The sequence below is a fragment of the Roseateles sp. SL47 genome, from assembly GCF_026625885.1.
GTDB lineage: Bacteria > Pseudomonadota > Gammaproteobacteria > Burkholderiales > Burkholderiaceae_C > Roseateles.
Genome location: NZ_CP113068.1, coordinates 843,470 through 866,667 on the forward strand (window position 1 = coordinate 843,470; position 23,198 = coordinate 866,667).

The 23,198-nt window shown below is 67.7% G+C and carries 18 protein-coding genes; 17 read left to right on the forward strand and 1 reads right to left on the reverse strand.

The window, feature by feature from the left end; genetic code table 11:
* Positions 1 to 142 precede the first annotated feature (142 nt).
* From OU995_RS03620 to OU995_RS03695, 16 genes are all read left to right on the forward strand, one after another.
* The gene (locus tag OU995_RS03620) at positions 143 to 2,443 is read left to right on the forward strand and encodes an ATP-binding protein (RefSeq protein ID WP_267834052.1); all 2,301 of its coding nucleotides are present in this window, start codon (positions 143 to 145) and stop codon (positions 2,441 to 2,443) included.
* Positions 2,444 to 2,812: 369 nt separating this feature from the next.
* Positions 2,813 to 3,958: a TraB/GumN family protein gene (locus OU995_RS03625; protein WP_267834054.1), complete on the forward strand. Its 1,146-nt coding sequence runs from the start codon at positions 2,813 to 2,815 to the stop codon at positions 3,956 to 3,958.
* A gap of 64 nt (positions 3,959 to 4,022) precedes the next feature.
* The gene (locus OU995_RS03630) at positions 4,023 to 4,697 is read left to right on the forward strand and encodes a MarC family protein (protein ID WP_267834055.1); all 675 of its coding nucleotides are present in this window, start codon (positions 4,023 to 4,025) and stop codon (positions 4,695 to 4,697) included.
* An 82-nt stretch (positions 4,698 to 4,779) separates the two neighbouring features.
* Positions 4,780 to 6,528: a PhaM family polyhydroxyalkanoate granule multifunctional regulatory protein gene (locus OU995_RS27425; RefSeq protein WP_324288697.1), complete on the forward strand. Its 1,749-nt coding sequence runs from the start codon at positions 4,780 to 4,782 to the stop codon at positions 6,526 to 6,528.
* A gap of 46 nt (positions 6,529 to 6,574) precedes the next feature.
* Complete coding sequence (locus OU995_RS03640) at positions 6,575 to 7,714, forward strand: FIST signal transduction protein (protein ID WP_267834057.1); 1,140 nt, start codon at positions 6,575 to 6,577, stop codon at positions 7,712 to 7,714.
* A gap of 87 nt (positions 7,715 to 7,801) precedes the next feature.
* Positions 7,802 to 9,295, forward strand: coding sequence for an FAD-linked oxidase C-terminal domain-containing protein (locus OU995_RS03645; RefSeq protein ID WP_267834059.1), 1,494 nt, complete (start codon positions 7,802 to 7,804; stop codon positions 9,293 to 9,295).
* On the forward strand, positions 9,295 to 10,437 hold the full coding sequence (gene glcE, locus OU995_RS03650; RefSeq protein ID WP_267834060.1) for a glycolate oxidase subunit GlcE: 1,143 nt from the start codon (positions 9,295 to 9,297) through the stop codon (positions 10,435 to 10,437). Before OU995_RS03645 ends, glcE begins: the two co-directional genes overlap by 1 nt.
* A gap of 75 nt (positions 10,438 to 10,512) precedes the next feature.
* Positions 10,513 to 11,757, forward strand: a complete 1,245-nt coding sequence (gene glcF, locus OU995_RS03655) for a glycolate oxidase subunit GlcF (protein ID WP_267834061.1) — start codon at positions 10,513 to 10,515, stop codon at positions 11,755 to 11,757.
* A 323-nt stretch (positions 11,758 to 12,080) separates the two neighbouring features.
* Positions 12,081 to 13,820: an alkaline phosphatase family protein gene (locus OU995_RS03660; RefSeq protein WP_267834062.1), complete on the forward strand. Its 1,740-nt coding sequence runs from the start codon at positions 12,081 to 12,083 to the stop codon at positions 13,818 to 13,820.
* A gap of 154 nt (positions 13,821 to 13,974) precedes the next feature.
* Positions 13,975 to 14,904, forward strand: a complete 930-nt coding sequence (locus OU995_RS03665) for a glycine betaine ABC transporter substrate-binding protein (protein WP_267834063.1) — start codon at positions 13,975 to 13,977, stop codon at positions 14,902 to 14,904.
* Positions 14,905 to 15,115: 211 nt separating this feature from the next.
* Positions 15,116 to 17,035 (forward strand): ABC transporter ATP-binding protein, encoded by a 1,920-nt coding sequence (locus tag OU995_RS03670; protein ID WP_267836166.1) that lies wholly within the window; start codon positions 15,116 to 15,118, stop codon positions 17,033 to 17,035.
* An 84-nt stretch (positions 17,036 to 17,119) separates the two neighbouring features.
* Complete coding sequence (locus tag OU995_RS03675) at positions 17,120 to 17,581, forward strand: hypothetical protein (protein ID WP_267834065.1); 462 nt, start codon at positions 17,120 to 17,122, stop codon at positions 17,579 to 17,581.
* 173 nt (positions 17,582 to 17,754) lie between these two features.
* Positions 17,755 to 18,420, forward strand: coding sequence for a hypothetical protein (locus OU995_RS03680; RefSeq protein WP_267834066.1), 666 nt, complete (start codon positions 17,755 to 17,757; stop codon positions 18,418 to 18,420).
* A complete protein-coding gene (locus tag OU995_RS03685; protein ID WP_267834068.1) occupies positions 18,420 to 18,728 on the forward strand; it encodes an HPr-rel-A system PqqD family peptide chaperone in 309 nt (102 codons plus the stop codon). Before OU995_RS03680 ends, OU995_RS03685 begins: the two co-directional genes overlap by 1 nt.
* The gene (locus OU995_RS03690) at positions 18,725 to 19,639 is read left to right on the forward strand and encodes an HprK-related kinase A (protein ID WP_267834069.1); all 915 of its coding nucleotides are present in this window, start codon (positions 18,725 to 18,727) and stop codon (positions 19,637 to 19,639) included. The genes OU995_RS03685 and OU995_RS03690 overlap by 4 nt, the downstream gene beginning before the upstream one ends.
* Complete coding sequence (locus OU995_RS03695; RefSeq protein ID WP_267834070.1) at positions 19,636 to 20,802, forward strand: nucleotidyltransferase family protein; 1,167 nt, start codon at positions 19,636 to 19,638, stop codon at positions 20,800 to 20,802. Before OU995_RS03690 ends, OU995_RS03695 begins: the two co-directional genes overlap by 4 nt.
* A gap of 3 nt (positions 20,803 to 20,805) precedes the next feature.
* Here the strand turns inward: OU995_RS03695 and OU995_RS03700 are convergent, their stop codons facing one another.
* Positions 20,806 to 22,365, reverse strand: coding sequence for a S41 family peptidase (locus OU995_RS03700; RefSeq protein WP_267834071.1), 1,560 nt, complete (start codon positions 22,363 to 22,365; stop codon positions 20,806 to 20,808).
* A 211-nt stretch (positions 22,366 to 22,576) separates the two neighbouring features.
* On the opposite strand from OU995_RS03700, the gene pssA reads away from it, so the two are divergent.
* A complete protein-coding gene (gene pssA, locus OU995_RS03705; protein ID WP_267834072.1) occupies positions 22,577 to 23,194 on the forward strand; it encodes a CDP-diacylglycerol--serine O-phosphatidyltransferase in 618 nt (205 codons plus the stop codon).
* Positions 23,195 to 23,198: the final 4 nt, after the last annotated feature.

Sequence of the window (23,198 nt, forward strand, 5' to 3'; positions counted from 1 at the left end):
CGTCCTCCAACAGGGGGACGTGGGGCCTGCGCCCCTGCGGAGCCCCTCCCGCGCGGGGCTTGCCTCTGTGTCCGGCCTGGGCCAATATCCAGCGGCGCCCGGGTCACGGGGCAGTTCAAAGGGGCCGTCTGGTCTGCTGCTGATGGGTAAGCGCGCGTCAACACCGCTGGTCTCGCCTGGCTTTCACAGCAGCCCGGTGCTGGACCGCATGTGCGCCCATCTGGTGCTCACGCTCACCGTCCGCCATGCCAGCCGCTTCAATGCGCGGCGGGACCTCTCCGGCCTGTTCTCGCTCACCGCCCGTCATCTGGCGTGGCCTCCCCCGGTCCTGGCGCGGCTGCGCGCCTACCTGGCGCGTCGATGCCAGGGGCATGCGCCCTGGGCGGGGCATGAAGCGCTGGCGGACACCGCCTTCCTGGCTCGGCATGGTGTCTGGCGAGGTCCGTTTGCTGAAGCCACGCTGTTTTTCTACCTCGATGAATACATCAAGGACGCCCCCAAAGACCTGCTGACGCTCCTGGCCTGCACCTGCGACGCACTGGAGCAGCAGTTGCGCAGCGAATCCACGCTGGTGCAGCGGAACATCGCCGCGCTGGGGCATCTGCTGCAGCTCAACGCGGCCGAGCGGGCGCTGCTGCTGTATGGCACGCTCGCAAGATATCAACGCGAACTGCGCGGCGCCTTGGTGGAGTTCAAGGTCAACACCGCGCAGGAGGCGTTCTCCGCCATTGCCGATGTCGCCGGTGTGGATGCGCGCGAAGTGGCCGAGGCCTTGCGGGTGGGATCGCGCCTGGAACGGGTGGGCATGGTGGAGAACCTGATCGCCGAGCACAACATCACCGACCTTTCCGACCTGATGAAGGTCAGCGATCAATTGCCGCCGGTGTTGATGCGCGAATACCGCGACCCGCAGGACCTGATGGCCGTTTTCACCCGGCCGGTGACCCACAGCCCCTTGCAGCGGCACGATTTCGATTTCATCGCGGAAGAGCTGGAGGTGTTGGGCACCCTGCTGCGCAATGCGGTGGCCCAGCGGCAGGCGGGCGTGAACATCCTGATCTACGGCCCGCCAGGCACCGGCAAAACCGAACTGGCCAAGGTGGCCGCGCGTGAGGCCGGCCTGAGCCTGTATGAGGTGGAATACGCCGACCGCGACGGCAATGCGCTGGGCGGGAGAGACCGCTACCGCTCATTGCAGATCAGCCAGGTCTTCCTCAAGGCCAGCAGCGATGTGGCCCTGCTGTTCGACGAAGTGGAGGACGTCTTTCCGCACCTCAGCGGCGACACCGCCCACCTGATGGCACGGCTGGATGCCGCGCTGGACACGCCGCCGCCGATGGCAGTGAATGGCAAGGCTTGGGTGAACCAGATCCTGGAGAGCAACCCGGTACCGGTGCTCTGGATCACCAACCGCATCGAACACATCGACCCCGCCTTTCGTCGTCGTTTTCAATATCACCTGGAACTCAAGAGCCCACCGCCCGGCGCGCGGCTGGGCCTGGTGCGCAAGGCGCTGGCCGAACTGCCGGTGTCGGAGGGCTTTGCCGAGCGGCTGTCCGAACGCAACGGGCTGACCCCGGCGCAGGTGCGTACCGCCGTCCGCTTTGCGCGGCTGGCGGGCAGCGGGACGTCGGCCGACCGCAACGAGGCGCTCATCCAGCGCCAGCTGGCCCATGCGGACAAGGCGCTGGGCCATGGTGAGCCGTCGCATCTGCAACGCCCGCGCCCGGCCCATTACGCGCTGGACCTGATCCACTATGAAGCCCGTTTCGAGCTGCAACGTCTGGTGGAAGCGCTGCGACGTCGTGGCATGGGCAGTCTGTGCTTCTTCGGCCCGCCGGGCAGTGGCAAAACGGCCCTGGCCGAGCATCTGGCCGCTGAATTGCAGCGGCCGCTGATGGTGCGCCTGGCCAGTGACCTGATGAGCAAATACGTGGGCGAGACCGAGCAGAACATGGCCCGCATGTTTGAAGCCGCCGCCCAGGAGAATGCGGTGCTGCTGCTGGATGAGGCCGACAGCTTTCTGCGCAGCCGGCGCCGCGCCGAGCGTCACTATGAGGTGAGCGAAGTGAATGAAATGCTGGCGGGCATGGAGCGCCATGCCGGCATCTTCATCTGCACGACCAATGCGTTTGATGACCTGGACGAAGCGGCCTTGCGCCGGTTCAGCTTCAAGATCCGGTTCCTGCCACTGCGGCCGGAGCAGCGCCTGCGGCTGTTCGAGCTGGAGGCCGGGCACACGGCGCAGGCCGATCAGCGGGAGCGGCTGGCCGCGTTGGATCAACTGACACTGGGCGACTTTGCAGCGGTCCGGCAGCAGGCCGAGATTCTGGGCACGCCGCTGCTGCCCGATGAGCTGCTGCAACTGCTGGAGGCGGAGCACCGGGTCAAACCGGATGTGCGGCAGCGCCGCGCGATGGGGTTCCGGTCGGCGCAGGGCTGAGGCGCGGCGAGGTAGATTGAGGCTTGGAGAGAGGGGCCAAGCCTTGCAGGTGGTTGGTGGTTGGCCCAGGCCGCGGGCGACGGGCTGCGGCAAGCGGCAGGCGGCAGGCGGCAGGCGGCAGGCGGCAGGCGGCAGGCGGTTTGTAGCCGATTGGATTCAGGCTGAACGGGCGCAGATTCTGTGGCATCGTCCAGGCCCATGCCGCTCGCGAAACTCCCAACCACCCTTGCCGATCCGCCCCTTCTGCGCCAGCCCGTGCGCCAGCGCAGGCGGCTCCTGTGCTCGGCTGTTCGCCCCGCTCTCCCACATCCCTCACCGTGGCGAAGTTCAGGAGTCGCCAGAATCGCCGGATTCGCCCGAATAGTGCCCGTGCTGCTGAGCAGCCTGATGGCCGCCACGACGTGGGCCGCCGCCCCGTTCTCCCCATCCTCCCCGTCCGCCGCGCCCACCACGCTGACGACACCAGCCACATCTGCCCAGGCCACCACCTCCGCGTCTGCCACTCGATCCACGCCCGATCAAGCGCCCGCAGCGGGGCCAGCAGCCGGTCCAGCAATGGCGCCCGCAGCAGCGTCGGGAAAGACGCCCGCAAAGCCGCCCGCCACATCAGCCGCCACGGCCCAGGCGGCAGCGTCGGCCACAGCCCCCGCCGCCTGCCCGACCGAACCGGCCCCCATACCGCAGGATCAGGCCGAGGCCCAAGCCAAGGATCGCGGCATCCTCTGGACCCTGACCCGCGACGGCCACACCTCCTACCTGCACGCCAGCCTGCACCTGGGCCGTCCTGCGTGGACCGCCCCCGGTCCGAAGCTGAGGCAGGCCCTCAACCAGGTGGACGCGGTTGCCCTGGAGCTGGACCCGCTGGACGCCGCCTCCTGGGTGATGCCGACCATCCCTGAACTCACCATCGACCCGGCGCTCCAGAAACGGCTGGCCGCCCAGGCCCGCAGCGTCTGCCTGCCGGCCCAGGCCGTGGCCGCCATGCATCCGCTGCTGCAGCTCAGCACCATCACCTTGATGCAGGCGCGCGGGCTGGGCCTCGATGTGCGGTATGGGCAGGAGATGCTGCTCAGCCGATGGGCACGAGACCGGCATCTGCCGGTGATTGCGCTGGAAACGCTGCAGGGGCAGCTGTCCGCGCTGCTGCCCGAGGACGCCGACCAGGCCCGGCATGAGCTGCGCTCCGGCCTGCAGCAGCTGGAGCGGCCAGCCGCCCTGCAGCGCATGCTCAAGGACCTGGTCGGCACCTGGGAACGCGGCGACCTGCGCCGCCTGGCCCGCTACGAGGATTGGTGTGACTGCATCCGCGACGCCCGTGACCGCGAGGCCCTCGCCCGCGAGAACGATGGCCGCAATCCCAACCTGGCCGACCGCATTTCGGAACTGCATCAACGGGGTCAGTCCTTGCTGGTGGCGGTGGGCGCCTTGCACATGACCGGGCCCCAGGCCCTGCCAACTTTGTTGCGGGAGAAGGGATTCGAGGTGACCCAGGTCCATCCCGGAGCCGCCAAGTGAACGACTTGCGGCACACTGGCTGGCTGTCTGCCTTCATTGATCTTTTCTGATTCCGGAGCTCCGCTTGGCCTCCCTGCCCTCGATTCTTCAGGCCCTTTTTCTGGTGCCGCTGACCCTGTTGCCCATCATCAACCCGGTGGGCGTGGCGCCCATCGTCATCGACGCCGCAGGTGGCGACGACCGGGTACTCAAGCGCCTGTCCCGCCAGGTGGCCATCAACGGCTGGGTGGTGATCATGGCGTCCATGCTGGTGGGCACCTATGTGCTGGACCTGTTCGGCATCTCCCTGCCGGTGGTGCGGGTGGCCGGCGGCATGCTGGTGGCCTACAGCGCCTGGGTGATGCTCACCCGGCATGAAGAGGCCGACGAGGTGCACACCGCCATTGCCGAAGATGCCAGTGCGGACCTGTCGGAAGCGGAAATCGTGCGCCGCAGCTTCTTCCCCATCACCTTTCCGCTGACCACCGGGCCCGGTTGCATCGCCGCCGCGATTGCCCTGGGCGCGCAGTTCCCCCGCCAGCCGCTGCCCTATGTGATGGGCGCCGGCATCGCCGCCATTGGCGCGGCCATCACCGCCGCCATCATCTACCTGACCTTCCGCAACGGCGGGCGTCTGCTGATGCGCCTGGGCGAAGTGGGCACCACGGTGATGATGCGGCTGATGGCCTTCGTGCTGCTGTGCATCGGCATCCAGATTCTCTGGACCGGCTGGGCCGACCTGAACCGCATGGCGGTCTGATGGGCGGCGGCGGCGCGCCGTCCCCAGCCCCACCTCCGGGAGGACGTAGGATGGGCCACGCACCAGCAGAACGAGGTCAAGCATGTCTGACAGCAGCTTCGGGGCCTTTGTGCCCGGTTTCGACTTTCTCCAGGGCCTGGTCAAGAACGCCGGCGCCGCCATCCCAGGCTTCAACCAATGGGTGGCCCCCACACTGAATCCGCAGGAACTGGAGAAACGCATCCAGGAGCTGCGGGCGGTGCAGTTCTGGCTGGAACAGAACGCCCGCATGCTGGCCACCACCGTGCAGGCGCTGGAGGTCCAGAAGATGACGCTCTCCACCCTGAGCGCCATGAATGTGCCGATGGCTGACCTCAAACAGGCGCTGAAGATGCCGCCGATGCCGGACTTCGGCGCCGCCATGAATGCCATGCGCCAGGCCGCCGCCGGCACTGGCGGGGCCAGCGGGAGCGGCACCGACACAGGCGCAGGAACATCACCAGGCGCAACGTTCTCGGCGTCGGCGGGCCGTTCGGCCGGATCATCAGCGGCGTCCTCATCGGCGTGGTCGGCGGCACCTGGGCCATCGGGGTCGGCGGGGTCGGCATCCCCCTCCTCTTCATCGGCGGGTGCCTCGTGGCCTGTCAACTTTCCCTTCAACACCAGCCGCAGCGCGACACCGCCACCGGACTCGTCCGCCGCGCATCGCGTCTCCGGAGGGCAGTCCGACGACGGCGACCCGCAGGATGCCGATGACCCAAGGGATGCCCCTGACCCGCAGGACGCCGACGACCCGATGGACGCCGCTGACAGCGAGGCATTGGACACTGCTGAGCTGGACGGAGACGGTCAGGGCCAAGACACCGCCAAGGGCCCCGGTGGCAGCGATCCTTCCACCGGCAAGGCGCCCAAGGCGGCCCCCTTGGGCGTGGACCCGATGCAGTGGTGGAATGCGCTCACACAGCAATTCACCCAAATCGCCACCCAGGCGATGAAGGACACCCACCTGGTCAAACAGGGGCTGGATGCGGCGGGTGAAAGCCTGCGCAAGGCCGCCGCCATGCCGGGAGAAATGATGAGCCAGGCGGCCACGGTGGCGAAGGCCGCCACGGCCGCCGCTGCTGCCACGGTAGGCCAGACGGGGAAGGCGGGCAAGGGCTTGGCCGGGTCGAGGCCGTCGGCCGCTACCCAAGGCGGCGGGGCGGGTGCAGTTGCTGGAACAAGGTCCCCCCGGGCTTTGAAGGGCCGTGACCAGGGCGGCAAGCAGGGTGCTCACGCCGGTCAGGACGCCCCCGCTTCAACTACATCCCGGGGCCGAACCGCCTCGGGCCGAGCGCCATCTGCGCCATCTGCACCGTCCGGGTCATCCAAGTCATCCAACTCATCCGAGTCGTCCAAGCAGTCCAAGCGGTCCAAGTCATCCCAGCAGTCCCAACCCTCTGGCGTGCCAGGCAGCAAGACCACCGCCAAAGCCAAGGCGCTGCCCGGCCCCCTGGCTTCCGGCGCCCGACCCCGTGCGCCAGGGTCCGCAACGTCCGCCCGCCAGTCCAGCGCGGGGCCGGTCGGCGTTCGAGCGTCAGGCGCCAAGGCTCCCGCCAATCCTCCGGCCCAAACGCCCACCACCGCATCTGCCAAAGCAAATGCGAAGGCACCTGCCAATGCGCCCGCTGCAGCCTCCACCAGAGCGCCTGCCATCGCTTCAACCACAGCCTCCACAAAAGCACCTGCACAAGCACCTGCAAAAGCACCCGCAAAAGCATCTGCCAAAGCCCCCACCAAAGCACCCGTCACATCGCCCACCAAGACCCCTGCCGCAGCCCGGTCACCCGGGACCGGACGCCGCAGCCCCTGACCGTGCTCGGCGTACAGTTGTAGACCGCCTACCCCGAGGGCCGTACATGCCTCGTTTTTTCCAGGCCCATGCCACCCACCCCGACGCGCACATGGCCATGGCGCTTGCCGCCGCCCAGATCGACGGGCAGCGCGGCGACCTGACGCCAACGCTCGGTTTTCTCTATTTCACCGAGGACTATCTCCCCCAGGCCGAAGCGCTGCTGGAGGATGCCCGTCAGCGCTGGCCCGGGTGCGGATGGGTCGGTGCCTCCGCCCTGGCCGTCTGCGCGGGCGGTGCCGAATATTTCGCCGAACCCGCCCTGGCGCTGATGATGTGCGACCTGCCGCCGGACCAGTGGCAGATCTTCTCTGGCCGCCACCCCCTGCCGCAGGACTGCAAGGCCCGCAGCCTATTGCTGCATGCCGACAGCAACACCCCGGACCTGCAGGAGCTGATTGCCGAACTCGCCGAGCGATGTAGCAGCGGTTATGTGTTTGGCGGCGTGGTGAGTGCGCGCCGGCAGGCCCTCCAGATCGCCGACGGCGTCGTGGAGGGGGGGCTGTCCGGCCTGGCCCTGCGCTCCGGCGTGCGCTGGATTTCCCGGGTCAGCCAGGGTTGCCAGCCACTGGGGCGCGAGCGCCGGGTGACCGGCAGCGACGGCACCCTGGCCACCGAGCTGGACGGCCGCCCGGCCCTGGATGCCCTGCTGGAAGACCTGAAACTGCCCGCCTTCACCGGCGAGACCACCCCCCTTCGCCAGGCCATGCCATTGTTCCGCCGCACCCTGGTGGGGCTGAGCGATGCGCCCGGGGCCCGCAAGGACTACGGCCCGGAGGTGCGGGTGCGCCATCTGATCGGCCTGGACCCGGCACGCCGGGGTGTCGCGGTGGCCGAACAGCTGCGGGAAGGCGAACTGCTGAGCTTTTGCGAACGCAATCCGGAAGCCGCCCGGCGGGATCTGGTGCGCATCTGCACCGAAATCCGCGCGGATGCCGAGGAAATGGGCGCCGGCATGGCCGGCGCGCTCTACATCAGCTGCACCGGTCGGGGCGGTCCCCATTTCGGGGCGCCATCGGCCGAGCTGCAATGGGTGCAGCATGCGCTGGGGGACGTCCCGCTGGTGGGCTGCTTTGCCAACGGTGAGATCGCCCATGCGCGTCTGCATGGCTACACCGGAGTGCTGACGGTATTTCTGGATGGCTGAGGCGTCGGCAGCGTGGTTGGCGCAAGCCGACGCCTCACCGCGTTTTCCTTGCACCCGGGCGGTGCGCCGCCCGGTACAGTTCCACCCATGAATGCGCCTTTGCCTGTGACCATTGCCGAGCGCGCCGCACGCCAGGCCGAGGTGGTGCGGGCGTTGTCGGCCGTGCTGCCCGCCCATGCCCTGCTGTGGAACGACGAACAGACCCAGCCGTATGAATGCGACGGCCTCACCGCCTACCGGGAGCGACCGCTGGTGGTGGCCCTGCCGGAAGACGAGGTTCAGGTGGCGGCGGTCCTGCGCGTGTGCCATGCGCTGAAGGTGCCAGTGGTGGCCCGGGGAGCCGGTACCGGCCTGTCGGGCGGTGCCATGCCGCATCCGCTGGGCATCACACTGGGCCTGGCCCGCTTCAACCGCATCCTGGCGGTGGACCCGCTGGCGCGGACCGCGCGCGTGCAGTGTGGTGTGCGCAATCTGGCGATCTCCGAGGCGGCCGCGCCCCACGGCCTTTATTACGCACCGGACCCCAGCAGCCAGATCGCCTGCACCATTGGCGGCAATGTGGCCGAGAACTCGGGCGGTGTGCACTGCCTCAAATACGGGCTCACGCTCCACAACGTGCTGCACGTGCGTGGCTTCACCGTGGAGGGCGAGCCTGTGGCCTTTGGCTCCGAGGCGCTCGACGTGCCCGGCCTGGACCTGCTGGCCGTGCTGGTGGGCAGTGAAGGCATGTTGGCGGTGGTGACCGAGGTCACCGTGCGCCTCACGCCAAAGCCGCAACTGGCCCGCTGCATCATGGCCAGCTTTGACGACCTGCGCCGCGCCGGAGATGCCGTGGCGGCCCTGATCGCCGGCGGCATCATCCCGGCGGGGCTGGAGATGATGGACAAGCCGATGACCGCTGCGGTCGAGGACTTTGTCCATGCCGGTTATGACCTTCAGGCCGAGGCCATCCTGCTGTGTGAAAGCGACGGCACGCCGGAAGAGGTGGCCGAAGAGATCGACCGGATGATCGCCGTGCTGCGCGCGAGTGGCGCGACTGGCATTGAAGTCAGCGAGACCGAAGCCCAGCGGCTGCGCTTCTGGAGCGGGCGCAAGAATGCATTCCCGGCGTCCGGGCGCATCAGCCCTGACTACATGTGCATGGACTCCACCATTCCACGCAAGCGCCTGGCCGATGTGCTGCTGGCCATCCAGGCGATGGAGCAGAAATACGGGCTGCGCTGCGCCAACGTCTTTCATGCGGGCGACGGCAATCTGCACCCGCTGATCCTGTTTGATGCCAACGACCCGGACCAGCTCGCCCGCTGTGAGCAGTTCGGCGCCGACATCCTGGAAACCAGCGTGGCCATGGGGGGCACGGTGACGGGCGAGCACGGCGTGGGCGTGGAAAAACTCAACAGCATGTGCGTGCAGTTCTCCCCGGAGGAGCGTGAACAGATGCTGGCCCTCAAACGGGCCTTTGACCCCCAGGGCTTGCTCAACCCTGGCAAGGTGATTCCCACGCTGCAGCGCTGTGCCGAATATGGCCGCATGCATGTGAAGCGGGGTTTGCTGTCCTTCCCCGAGCTGGAGCGATTTTGATGAGCGCATCCGTGGACCTGGACCTTCCCGCCACTGCCGCCCCCACACCCGCCGTGCTGACCGAGGCCGTGCAGGCGCTGCAGGCCCGCATCCGCCAGGGCGGGCCGCTGCGCATCGAAGGCCATGGCAGCAAGCATTTTTATGGCGGGGAATTGCGCGGCGACGTGCTGTCCACCCGGGCGCTCAACGGTGTGCTGGCCTACGAGCCCAGCGAGCTGTATGTGACGGCAGCCGCCGGCACCCCACTGACGGATCTGGAAGCCCGCCTGGCGGCGCAAGGCCAGCATCTGGCCTTTGAACCGCCGCGCTTCTCGGATGGGGGCCTGGGGACTGGCACCGTGGGTGGCATGGTCGCGGCCGGTCTCTCCGGCCCGGCGCGCAGCAGCGCAGGTGCCGTGCGGGACCATGTCCTGGGGCTGACGCTGATCAACGGGCGCGGCGAGCTGCTGCACTTCGGCGGCACCGTCATGAAGAATGTGGCCGGTTACGACGTGTCTCGCCTGATGGCCGGCGCGCTGGGCGTGCTGGGCCTCATCGCCCAGGTGACGCTGAAAGTGCTGCCCGTGCCGGTGGCCAGCGCCACGCTGCGCTTTGAATTGCCGCAGGACCAGGCGCTGCTGCAAATGAACCGCTGGGGCGGGCAACCCCTGCCGATCAGCGCCACCGCCTGGTGGGATGGCGCCCTGGTGGTGCGGCTGTCGGGTGCGGAAGCGGCCGTACGTGCCGCCATGCAGCGGCTGGGCGGCGATGTGATCCCGCCCGCCATGGCCGAGCCGTTCTGGCGCGGCCTGCGGGACCATGACGACGAGTTCTTCATCGGCGCCCGACGTGCGGTGCAGGGCGGTGCGGCTTTGTGGCGCATCAGCGTGCCTGCAACGGCCCCGGCCATGGCGCTGCATGGGGAGCAGCTGATCGAATGGGGGGGTGCGCAGCGCTGGGTGGTCACGCCAATGGCGCCCTCCCAGCTCCGGGAGACGATTGCAGCGGTGGGTGGCCATGCGGTGCTGTTCCGCGCGCGGGACAAATCCGTCGGCGCATTGACCCCGCTGTCGGCGCCGCTGGCGCGCATTCATCGGCAGCTGAAAGCCGAGTTCGATCCCCACGGGTGCTTCAACCCGGGGCGGCTTTATCCGGATTTCTGAGCCGTGTCCCTGGCCCCTCCCCCTCCCTGAGACCTCGCCCTGAGCTCCAGCACTTAGACCTCGGACCCTTCGTCGATGCAGACTCATCTCGCCCCCGAATTCCAGGACACCCCGGAAGGGCAGGCCGCCGAGGCCATCCTGCGGCGGTGCGTGCACTGCGGTTTTTGCACCGCCACCTGCCCCACTTACCAACTGCTGGGCGATGAGCTGGACGGCCCGCGCGGCCGCATCTACCTGATCAAGCAGGTCCTGGAAGGCGGCACTCCCACGGTGACCACCCAGCAGCATCTGGACCGCTGCCTGACCTGCCGAAACTGCGAAAGCACCTGCCCCTCCGGCGTCCAATACGGCCAGCTGGTGGAGATCGGCCGACGGGTGGTGGATGCCAAGGTGGGGCGCCCCCGCCAGGAGCGGCTGCGGCGCTGGCTGCTGAAGGAAGGGCTGACCTCCTCGCTGTTCAAGCCAGCGTTGCGCTTGGGCCAGGCCTTCCGGCCGTTTGTGCCGGCGTCCCTGCGGGACAAGGTGCCGGCCCGCGCCCCCGCCCGTGCGCATCACTGGCCGCAACGCAGCCATCCGCGCAAGGTGCTGATGCTGCTGGGCTGCGTGCAGCCGGCCATGCATCCCAATATCAATGCCGCAACCGCCCGGGTGCTGGATGCGGCGGGCATCCAGACGCTGGTGGCCGACGAAGCCGGCTGTTGCGGCGCCTTGCGCGCGCACCTGGATGACCATCACGGCGGGCTCGACGACGCGCGCCGCAACATCGACGCCTGGTGGCCGATGGTGGAGGGGCACAACCAGCCGGTGGAGGCGATTGTGATGAACGCCTCCGGCTGCGGCGTTCAGGTGAAGGACTACGGGCGACTGCTGGCCCATGACGCGGCCTATGCGGAGCGTGCCGCCAAGGTGTCCGCCATGACCCGGGACCTGTGCGAGCTGCTGCCTTCGCTGGCCCCGGCGATCGCCCGGCGTCTGCGCCCGGGTGGCAAGCGGCCCCGGCTGGCCTACCACCCGCCCTGCACGCTGCAACACGGGCAGCAGATACGCGGCAGTGTGGAGAGTCTGCTGCGAGAGCTGGGTTTCGAGATTTCCGTGGCGCCGATGGACAGCCACCTGTGCTGCGGCTCGGCGGGCACCTATTCCGTGCTGCAACCCCTGCTGTCCAAGCAATTGCGGGAGCGCAAGCTGCAAGCCCTGGCCCCCTTGGCGGCGGACACCATCGTCTCCAGCAACGTCGGCTGCATCCAGCATCTGCAGTCGGGCACTGACACCCCGGTCCGCCACTGGATCGAGGTGTTGGATGATGCGTTGATACCCTGAGCGCGCCCCCCGGGAGCTGCGGAACCAGCATCATTCGTCGCTTTCTCGCCGCATCTCGACCGCAATCCACGTCAATTCGAGAAAGAAGTCGCAAGCCGCATGCGGACCTGCGGGCAAACCCGGGCATAGCCCTTGCCCGGCGCCCGCACAATCTTGGTTAATAACAGGAGGGGAGCGCGCAAGCGATCCAATCAGAAAACGGAACGGGCCGGTCACCCTATATGGGGACCGGCCCTTTTCCTTTCCGGGCTGGCGGTTCAAGCAGCGCCCGTCCGAACGGGCGGGGGCGCGGCACCGGGGCCCGATCGGGCCATACTTCGGCCATGACTCACACCCGCCGAACCTGGCTGCTGCGGCCCCTGCTGGCCGCCCTGGCCACCCTGGCCGCCTGCAGCGGCCCGTCTGCCCCGGACACCTCCCGCGCAGCCGCTGCCACGCCCTCGTCGGCCAGCAACAGCGCCAGCACACGCCCCTCTGCCGGTAGCCCCCGGCCGCCCAGACTGGTGGTGTTCATGGCGGTGGACGGCCTGCCCCTGCGTCAGGTGCTGGGCTACCGGGACCAGCTCCAGCCGGACGGCTTCCGGCGGTTTCTGGACCAGGGCGCCTGGTTCTCAAACGCCTATTACGGCCACGGCTACACCGTGACGGCGGCGGGCCACTCCATCATGCTCAGCGGAGCCTATCCGCAGCGCAGCGGCATCATCGGCAACGAGTGGCGTAACCCGAAGACCGGCGAGGTGGTCTACAACACCGAAGACACGCGCTATCACTACATCGACCACGCCACCGACCCGCATGCCGGCACCAGCCCCAGCAACTACAAGGCGGAGACGGTGGGTGATGTGCTGAGAACGGCGCAACCGGCGTCCAAGGTGATTGGCATCTCCGGCAAGGACCGCGGCGCCATCCTGCCGGCCGGCCACAAGGGCACGGCCTACATGTACATGAGCAGCGATGGCCAATTCGCCTCCACCACCTATTACATGAGCAGCCATCCGGCGTGGGTGCAGGCCTTCAACCAGGCGCGTCCCGCCGATCAGTTCTTCCACAAGTCGTGGTCCTTGCTGCTGCCGGAAGCCGCTTATGCCCGCAGCGCGCCGGACGGCCAACCCTGGCAGAGCGATGCGGGCAACGGCAATCGCCTGCCCGCCGTGATGGGGGAGAAGCTGGACAAGCCCGGCCCCAAATACTATGCCGGGCTGCTGCCGTCGCCATTCGGCGATGAGCTGACACTGGCATTTGCCCGTGCCGCCATCGAAGGTGAACAACTGGGCGCGGACGACCAGACCGACATCCTGACGGTCAGCCTCTCCAGCCATGACTATGTGAACCATGCCTTCGGACCGGAATCGCGGCTGTCGCAGGACCATTTGCTGCATCTGGACCGCTATCTGCAGAGCTTCTTCCAGTATCTGGACGCCCGCGTCGGCCGTGACAACTATGTGCTGATGCTCACCGCCGACCATGGCTTCATGGACACGCCCGAATGGGCCCGGCGCCAGGGCCGCGACGCGGGCCGCGTGGCGCCTGCGCAGGTGATCGCAACCCTCAACAGGGGCTTGTCGGAACGTTTTGGCGATGGCCGCTGGGTCACCCACTTCTCTGCCACCGGGCTGCTGTTTGACGAGAAGCTGATCCAGTCCAAGGGCCTGAAGAGCGACGACGTGTATGCCGCCGCCAAGGCCCTGGCCGAGCAGATTCCCGGCATCCAGGCGGCCTTCACCCGCGCCCAGCTGGCAGGAGACGACACCGCCACGCCCTATCTGGCGCAGATGCGCCGCTCCTGGCATCCGGACGTGGCGGCGCCGCTGCAACTGGTGCCCAGACAGGGCTACATGTTCTCCAGCCGTCCCACCGGCACCACCCACGGCTCGCCGTATGAATACGATAGCCATGTGCCCCTGCTGACCTGGGGCCCGACCTGGGTGGGCCAGGGCGAAGTGAAGGCCCGCGTGGAGATGGTGGACGTGGCGCCGACGCTCTCGCGCCTGCTGGGCATTGCGACGCCTGCGCAGTCGCAGGGTCAATGGCTGCCACTGCCGGTCAAAGCCGCCCCGCAATAAGGTCAGGAACTGGCCAACGTCCAACACAACCGTTGCGCTTGGAGTTTCAAGCGCGGGCGCAGACTGTTTCTCCACCGGCCCCCTTCATCAGAAGGGCCTCGCCGGGAATGATCACCGGGTACGCCGTGATGGCACGGTGTCTGGAGATGTTTGCATGACCGTTCATGACCGCCGCACCTGGCTCAACAGGTTGGCTGGCTTCGCAGGATTTGCGGGATTGGGCGCGGGATGGGGAGCCGCCCCCGCCCTGATCGCCAGCAAGTCGGCCCTGGCTCAGACGCCGCGGCGCAGCATCCGGCTGGGCGTGATTGACCTGAGCTTTCACCATGCCACCGCCGCCGTGGTCGCCGCCCTGCTGCAGCGGTTGGGGCACCCCGTCGAGCGCACTTTTGCGCTTCACGAAGCATGCTTCGAGCACTTGCGGCAGGGGGAAGTCGACATGGTCGCCTCGGCCTGGCTGCATTCGAGCCATGGGGTGTACCGGGCTCGCGTGGAGGAGGTGGTCTCCACCACCGCCCTGGGGCTGCACTACACCCCTTACGCGCTCTGGGGCGTGCCGGACTATGTGCCGGCCTCGGCCGTGGCCAGCGTGCCGGATCTGCTGCGTCCGGAAGTCCGGGCGCGTATGAACCCGCTGATCCAGGGCATCGGCCCCGGGGCCGGCATCACCCGTTTCTCCATCCGCATGATGGAGGCCTACGGCCTCACCGAAGCCGGTTACCACTTCCAGACCGGCACCCCGGACGACTGCTTCAATGCATTCGAAACCGCCGTCGCCCGGCAGCAGTGGGTGGTGGTGCCGCTGTGGCATCCGCAGTTTCTGCATGCCCGGCACCGCATCCGCGATCTTCAAGACCCCAAGCAGTTGCTTGGTGGCGTGGACCATGCCGTGCTGCTGGCGCGTGACGATCGGCTGAAGACGCTGCCGGCCGACACGGTCCGGGCGCTGGAGCGGGTGCGGCTGTCCAACGCGGTGGTGGCGCAATTGGATCACGCCATCAACCGGGAGGGTCTCACCGCCGACCAGGCCGCAGCCCGCTGGCTGGCCGACCATCGCGACTTCGCCCCCCCAGGGGCGAGCTGATCGGTTTGCGCCCATCCACCGTCCCCATCCACCGTCCCCATCCACCGTCCCCATCCGCCATCCAGACACGCCCACGGCCACTGATCGCAGGGAGATGCCCAGGCGTCACCGAGCTCCTGTAGGCTTGCCAGTCTTTGCCAACACTGTGCCGATCGGCGTCGTCCGCGCCGCCGATCCGCTGGCATTTCTGCATCTGATCCGGGAGACGGCCGTGATGGGCTGGTTCGAAAAACTTGTAGACCCTTTCCCCAGCAGCCCGGCGCCGCAGCCGCCGAAGGGCTTCTTTCCCTTCGTCTGGGCGGCGACGGCGGGCATCCGCGGCCTGCTGCTGATCCTGATCCTGCTCACCGCCGGCATCGGCGCCTTTGAGGCGCTGCTGTTCTCGATGCTGGGTTCGGTGGTGGACTGGCTCAGCCAGGTGGCACCCGCGCAATGGTGGGCCACCCAGCGGCATCACCTGCTGCTGCTGGGCGGCATTCTGCTGGCCAGCCCGGTGCTGATCGCCTTGCAGGCATTGGTGAAATACCAAGGCATTGCCAGCAACTTCCCGATGCGCTTGCGCTGGAACTTCCACCGCCACCTCCTGGCCCAGAGCATGAGCTTCTACCAGGATGAATTCGCCGGCCGGGTGTCGGCCAAGCTGATGCAGACGGCGCTGGCAGTGCGCGAGTGCGTGATGATCGTGACCGACATCCTGGTCTTCATCAGCATCTACTTCGTCACCATGCTCAGCGTGGTGGGTGGCTTCGACCTGCTGCTGCTGGCGCCGTTCCTGGGCTGGCTGGCCTGTTATGTGCTGGCGCTCATCTACTTTGTGCCACGTCTGGGGAAGGCGGCGGCAGCCCAGGCCGATGCCCGCAGCCTGATGACCGGGCGCGTCACCGACGCCTACACCAACATCAGCACCGTCAAGCTGTTCTCCCACAGCCAGCGCGAAGCCGGCTTTGCCCGCAGTGCGATGCTGGATTTCCTGAGCACCGCCTACCGGCAGATGCGCCTGATCAGTGGCTTCGAGGTGGTGAATCACGCCCTCTCCATGGGCCTGATTGCCGCCACCGCCGGCATGACCCTGTGGCTGTGGACCCAGGGCCAGGTGGGTGTGGGGGCCGTGGCCGCCGCCACTGCCATGGCGCTGCGGCTCAATGGCATCTCCCACTGGATCATGTGGGAGATGGCCAGCCTGTTCGAGAACATCGGCACGGTGCAGGACGGCATCACCACCCTCTCCCGCCCGATTGCCATCACCGATGCCACGGAGGCCCGTCCGCTGCAGGTGAGCCAGGGCGAGGTGGTGTTTGATCGGGTGGACTTCAGCTACGGTGGCAAGAAGCCGGTGCTGCAGGCCTTGACGCTGCACATCCGCCCCGGCGAGAAGATCGGGGTGGTCGGGCGTTCCGGTGCCGGCAAATCGACGCTGCTGAACCTGCTGCTGCGGTTTTATGACGTGGACCGAGGCCGTGTGCTGATCGACGGGCAGGACATCGCCCACGTCACCCAGGACAGCCTGCGGGCCCAGGTGGGCATGGTCACCCAGGACACCAGCCTGCTGCACCGCTCGGTGCGGGACAACCTGCTGTATGGACGGCCGGACGCCACCGACGACGCCATGCGTGCTGCGGCCGCCCGGGCTGAAGCCGAGCACTTCATCGACGGGTTGACCGACCCCAAGGGCCGCAAGGGCTATGACGCGCATGTGGGCGAGCGTGGCGTGAAACTCTCCGGCGGCCAGCGCCAGCGGGTGGCGATTGCCCGGGTGATGCTCAAGGACGCGCCCATCCTGCTACTGGACGAAGCCACCAGCGCCCTGGATTCGGAGGTGGAAGCCGCCATCCAGCGCAGCCTCTACCGGCTGATGGAGGGCAAGACGGTGGTGGCCATTGCCCACCGCCTCTCCACCATTGCCGCCATGGACCGCCTGATCGTGATGGACCAGGGCCGGATCGTCGAGCAGGGCGACCATGCCAGCCTGCTGGCGGCCGGCGGCCTGTATGCCAAGCTCTGGGCTCATCAGAGCGGCGGTTTCCTGGTGGAGGACGGGCTGCAGGACAGCGTGCAGGCGGGGGGCGACCCTGCAGTGGCCCGCGCCACCCCCAGCGCGGATCAGGATTGTGTGGAGGACGCCGCAGACTGACGCCGGCCCCTACGCGTTCACACGGATGCCGGTCGGCGAGGGTCCGCTGAAGATCAAGCGCGGACATCGTGGGGACAAGATCCGGTGAAACTCGATATTCACGCCTTTGTGCAAGGTCCATTTCAGGCGCACGGGCAGATCGAGATGTGGCGCGAAGGTCCGGTGGTGCGCTTGCGCGCCCAGGGCCCCTTCAACCGTGAGGCGGTGCTGGCGCTGGGCCGGGCCATGAGCGACCTTCTGGCCGCCGACCCGCCGCCAGAGCGCTTCGGCGACATTCTCGAACTGAGCGTGAGCATGGTCACCTCGCCTGAATCCATGGAGGAGCTGGAGCGCTTCCTGGAACAGATGGGAACCCGGCACCTCCCGCCCGTCGCCGTGGCCTATGTGGCGGGGCTTGAGGTGGAGGGGCGCGATTTCATGATGCCCCTGTTCGAGGCGCTGTACCTGCGGCAGGGCCGTCGTTTTGGTGCATTCGAGACGCTCGACGCCGCACGGACCTGGATGCTTCAACAGCTCGCCTACGAACCGCAGGCCAATAGCCGGTGAGCAAGTGCAAACTTATCCTCACAATCAAGGACAGGGGATGCCACCCGTTCAAGGGGTCCATCGGCTTGGCGATGGCGTGCCTTGTATGAAACACTTCCATTGCAGCCCGGTCCTTGCCGGGCGGCATGAGCATCCGCCCAATTTTTGGGCACATGCACACGAAAGCTTAGCTTATGGATCACCACAGCGACTCACAACAGCCATCGGCCCCGGCTCCGAACGCGGGCCCCGTGGTGTCGTCGCGCCGCCGCCGCTTTTTGCAGGCGGGTGTGCCTGTGGGCCTGACCCTGGCCAGCCGCCCTGTCATGGCCTGGCATTGCAACACCACCTCGGCCTGGGGCTCGGCGGTGCTGCGCAATGGCGGCGCCAGCGTCCAGGCCCGTGCTGCAGCAGCGGTGCTCACCAACACGGAATGCTGGACCATCAGCAACTGGGTGAACAACACCGCGCGCTCGGCGGTGTCGACCTCGCCCCCGTGGAGCTTCATTGCGGCGTATTGGTACTCCGGCCGCTCGGTCAGCTACTGCAAGAGCAACCTGACGGTCGCCAAGGTCTACCCGGGCGGCCTGAAAAACGTGTCGTCCTCCGCCAAGGTGGCCGACCTGTTTGCCGCCAATGCTGGCAGCTACGCCACCATGATGCTGGTGGCGCGCCTGAACACGCTGTTTGCCGGCCATAACGTCGCGCAGTGCGTGGTCTCCTCCACCGGCGAAGACATGCTGGTGAAGATGGCGTCGGTCGGCCCGAACAGCTTCAAGCCGAACAACGCCGGCAGCACGGCGGCCTGGACGGAAAGCGACTTCCGCAGCTACCTCTACAGCAATTACCTTGTGAGCTGATGGCGCTCACGGCGACGTGGCGCTGCGCACATCGATTGAATGAGGTGCTGCGCGCCTGGGAGGGCGAGCAGCATGCGGTGTTTTTCAACCCCGCCAGCGGGGACACCCACCTGGTGGCTGCCCTCGGTGCCCAACTCGCCGAGTGGCTCAGCGCGGCCCCGTTGACCCGCACACAGTTGCTGCATCGACTGACCCATGAGGTGGATTGGGACGAACAACCGGACCCGGATGCCCTGGCCGACCTGCTGGACCTGCATCTGCGCCGTCTGGTCGACATCGAGCTGCTGCTGGAGGAGCCTGCGGCGTGAAACTCGCCGAGCTGTCACGGGACGATCTTCGCCGGCATCTGCGGGGTGACGGCCTGGCCCTGCGCCTGGCGCCCTTCACGGTGAAGGTGCGTTCGGACCTGCCGCATCTGGCCGACGACCTCGCGCAGATGTACGACCGCTTCGAGCTGGTACCACCGCAGGACTTCATCGACTTCCATGTGGCCGTGCTGCGCAGCCCGCACTGGCGCTCCCGGCTGATGGGCCGCGCCGAATTCTGGTTCGACGGCCAGCGGTCCTTCACCCCGCTGCCCGGCGCCCAGGCGCTTGCCATGCTGGAGTGGGGCATCAACTGGTGCATTGCCGCCCATGCCCATCAATACCTGCTGATCCATGCGGCGGTGCTTGAACGGGGCGGCCGTGCCCTGGTGATGCCAGCCCCCCCCGGCTCCGGCAAAAGTACCTTGTGTGCGGCCCTGGCGCACCGCGGCTGGCGGCTGCTCTCGGACGAGCTCGGCTTGCTGGACCTGCGCACCGGTCAACTGCACGGCATGGCCCGGCCGATCAACCTCAAGAACGCCTCCATCCACCTGCTCAAGGACTTTGCGCCCCATGCTCGCTTCAGCGCCTCCATGCCCAACACCAGCAAGGGCACGGTGGCCCTGGTGCGCGCCCCCGAGGAGGCCATCGCCCGCCGCCAGGTTCCGGCCCTACCGGCCTGGGTGGTGCTGCCCGCCTGGGTGCCCCAGAGCAGCGCACGGCTGGAGCCGATTGAGCGGGCCCGGGCCTTCATGACCCTGGCGGAACAAAGCTTCAACTACGACCTGCATGGCCAGATCGGCTTCCATGCACTGGGCCAGTTGGTGGACCGATGCGAGTGCTACCGCTTTGAATACAGTGCGCTGGACGAGGCCATCCGGCATTTCGACTCGCTGGCGGAGGGGGCGGAATGAGCGCACGCCTGCAGGCCGGCGCTCTGCCCGCACCGCAACACTCCCCGGCGCCCGACCGACCTTTGCTGGTGCGGGTGCTGCTGGCACCAGCGCTGGGGCCAGGCTTGTCACTGACCGAATGGGATCTGCTGCTGCGGCAGGCCCGCCGGGCCAACCTGGCCGGCAAGCTTGCGCATCTGGCGCAGTCAGGCGGCTGGCTGGACGAGCTGCCCGCCCCCGTGCAAGCTCACCTGCGCTCAGCGCTGCTGCTGTCTGAACGACAGGCGCAGATGCTGGCCCGGGAGGCTCGTTTTCTGGCGCAGGCCCTGGCCGAGCTGGCCGGGCCGGTGATTCTGCTCAAGGGTGCGGCCTATGCGCTGGGCGGCCATGCGCCGGCCCCGGGGCGGATGTTCACCGACATCGACCTGCTGCTGCGCGCCGACCAACTGCCCCGTGCCGAGATCGCCTTGATGGTGCATGGGTGGGACTTCGATCCCCTGGACGATTACGACCAGCGCTACTACCGCGAGTGGATGCATGAACTGCCGCCGCTGCATCACCGCCGCCGCGGGACCTCACTGGATGTGCATCACAGCCTGCTGCCGCCGACCGCGCGAACCCCGTTGAACACCACTGCATTGTTCGACCATCCGCGTGCCCTGCCCGGCCATCCGGGCCTGTCGGTGCTGCCGCCGGAGGACATGCTGCTGCACAGCGCGGCTCACCTGTTCCATGAAGGCGAGTTGCCCAATGGCTTGCGGGATCTGTTCGACCTGGATGCCCTGATCCGCGAGTTCAGCGTCATGGAGGGCTTCTGGCCGCGCTTGCTGGGGCGTGCAGCCCACATCGGGCTGCAGCATCCGCTGGCCCTGGCGCTGCGCTACGCCCAGCGCTGGCTGGACACACCGGTGCCGGTGGAGGCCACTGCAGCGCTGGCGGATCAGGTGCGGGGCTGGCATCAGCCGCTGCTGGACGCCGCCTACCGCCGGGCGCTACGGCCACCGCATGACAGCTGCCGACTTCCGGGGCAGGCGCTGGCTGAACTGGCGCTGTATGTCCGAGCCCACTGGCTGCGCATGCCCGCGCCGCTGCTGGCCCGGCACCTGGTGCGCAAGGCCTGGGGTCGCCTCACCGCCGCCCCGCAGACCGTCAACGACGGTCCACGCCCGGGCGACGGCGCCTGAGCCTCACTGCACACGCGAGCGCCCGGTGCTCAGATCCAGCGGCGCCGTCCGAGTCGTGAGCGGACGCAGGGTCTGGGTCGCACCGGAGCGCGCACCACCCGCCTGCGCGGTCGCTATCGGACATTGGCCGGAGGATCGGAACGACAGCGCTGTGGCCAGCATCTGTTCCTCCGGATCGCCGAGCGCATGGGTGAGGTCGTCCTGTGCGTTGCACCCGGGCAGCCCCGTCGGCCCGGTGCCGCCGGGCTGGAAGCCATCGACGTAATCCCCAAAGCCCTTGGCATTGGTGGCCTGCATCTCGATGGCGAAGGTGGTGACACCGCAGTTACTGGCCCCTTCATACCCGTAGGGCTTGCCACAGGTGCCGCTGCCCACCTGGATCACTTCGATGTCGACGCCACGCAGACCATTGATCAGCAGCTCGCTGGCGGAACAGGTGTTGGGGCCGGTGAGGACAAAGACCCGCCGAAGGTTCAGCGTTGGCAGGGGCTCGCCGGGTTGGCAGCGGTCGTCGCCGTCCAGGCAGGTCGTGGCGATGAAGGGCATGTCGCTGGCTTGCCCTGCAGCGGTTCGACGCGCGTTCATCCGTACCCGGTTGAACACCCGGTTCGGTGTGGCCTGCCCGGCCACCATGTAGGCCAGCTGGCTGGCGATGAACCCCTGCCCACCGCCGTTGTAGCGCAGGTCGAGAACAAGGTCCCGCACTTGAGCGGCCGCCAACTGGGTGAAGGCGACTTTCAGCGCCTGCTGGGCGGGCTGAGTGAACTCATTGAAGAGCAGATATCCCACCGGCCCGGGCGCACCGTCGGCGGTGGGCAGCACCTTCACCTGGGGCACGGCCAGCGACTGGAAGGCCTGGGCCACCACGGTCTGGCTGAACTCTGTGGTGCCCCCGCGCCGCCAGACCCAGCGTGCGGAGGTGCCGGAGGGCGCCGACAGCAGCCGGTCGTCCAGTTGCGCACGCTGCGCGGCATCCTCCACGGAGACGGCCACGCCATCCAGGGAGACGACTTCGTCCCCTCGCTGCATGCCTGCCTGAGCGGCCGGACCAAGCGGATCGATCCAGGTGATCGCGATGCGCCGTGGGTGCTCCGTCACGGCGGCCAACTGCACGCCCCACCCGGCCACCGTTCCCGTGTCAGCCGCGTCTTTTTCCGCCGTGTTGATCCGGTAGCTGAAACGATCCCGGCTGGTGTCGCCATGCGGGCGCACCAGATCGTCCAGCCAGCGGTTGAGCGCCGTGACATGGTCCACCGGTTGGCCGGGTGCCCCCTGGTAGACCGGTGCGCTCATGTTGAGCGACGGCAGGTCTTCGTTCCAGAGATAGCGCTCCTGCAGCATGGCCCGCAGCCAGGCCATTTCGGTACGGCGGCTGCCGCTGCGTTGCGACGGGTCGGCATCCGGATTGTCCGGGGCGCATTGATTGGCATAGGCGGCGCTGGGCAGGGACAAGGTTGCAGTCGCCGCCGGGTCGGAGGCCTGCCCACCCTCACCACAACCGGTCAGGGCCACCACCGTCAGGCCGGCGAGCCACGCGGCGTGCGTTCGCTTCCATGGGCGCATGGGAAGTCTCCTTCATCGTCTTGAGGTCGATGCGGACTAGTCGCTGCGGGGAGGTGCCGGGTTCACGTGGCGATGCAATATAAGGGTTCGACGCATCCAGCCAGGGCGAGTGAGGCTGCTGTCTGTCGGTGTGAGCCGCCCGAGACCGGTGCCAGTGCGGCGGGCGCGGACTTTGCCGCGAGGGGGCAAGACCTTCGCTTATGCTCGCATCATGAACAGACCCAAGCCTTTTTCGATGATCCGCGAGTTCCATCTCGCCGACTGGTTTACGCTGGGAAATGCTTTCTGCGGCGTCGGCGCCCTGTTCTCGGTGATGACCTATCTCCAGAACCGCGAGCTGCTGCACCTCTTCTACGCCTGCGGACTGATTCCGGCGGCCCTGGTGTTTGACGTGCTGGACGGGCGCATCGCGCGCTGGCGTCAGAAAAGCTCGGCCATGGGCCGGGAGCTGGATTCGCTGGCCGACGTGATCTCGTTCGGCGTGGCGCCGGCGATGATTGCCTACGGTTGTGGCATGCAGGGTCTGTGGGACCGCATCATCCTGGGCTTTTTTGTGGCTGCGGGTGTGTCGCGGCTGGCCCGCTATAACATCACGGCAGAAACGCTCAGCGCCGATACCGGCAAGGTGACGTACTTCGAGGGCACACCGATTCCCACGTCACTGCTGCTGGTGATCGTGATGTGGGTGGCCGCCGCGCAGGGCGCCACCGGCGATGCGCTGTGGTTTGGGGAATGGAAGCTGGCGGGCTTCGTGCTGCATCCGCTGGTGCTGATGTTTGCGGTGTCGGGCTCGCTGATGATCAGCCGGATTCGGATTCCCAAGTTCTGAGTAC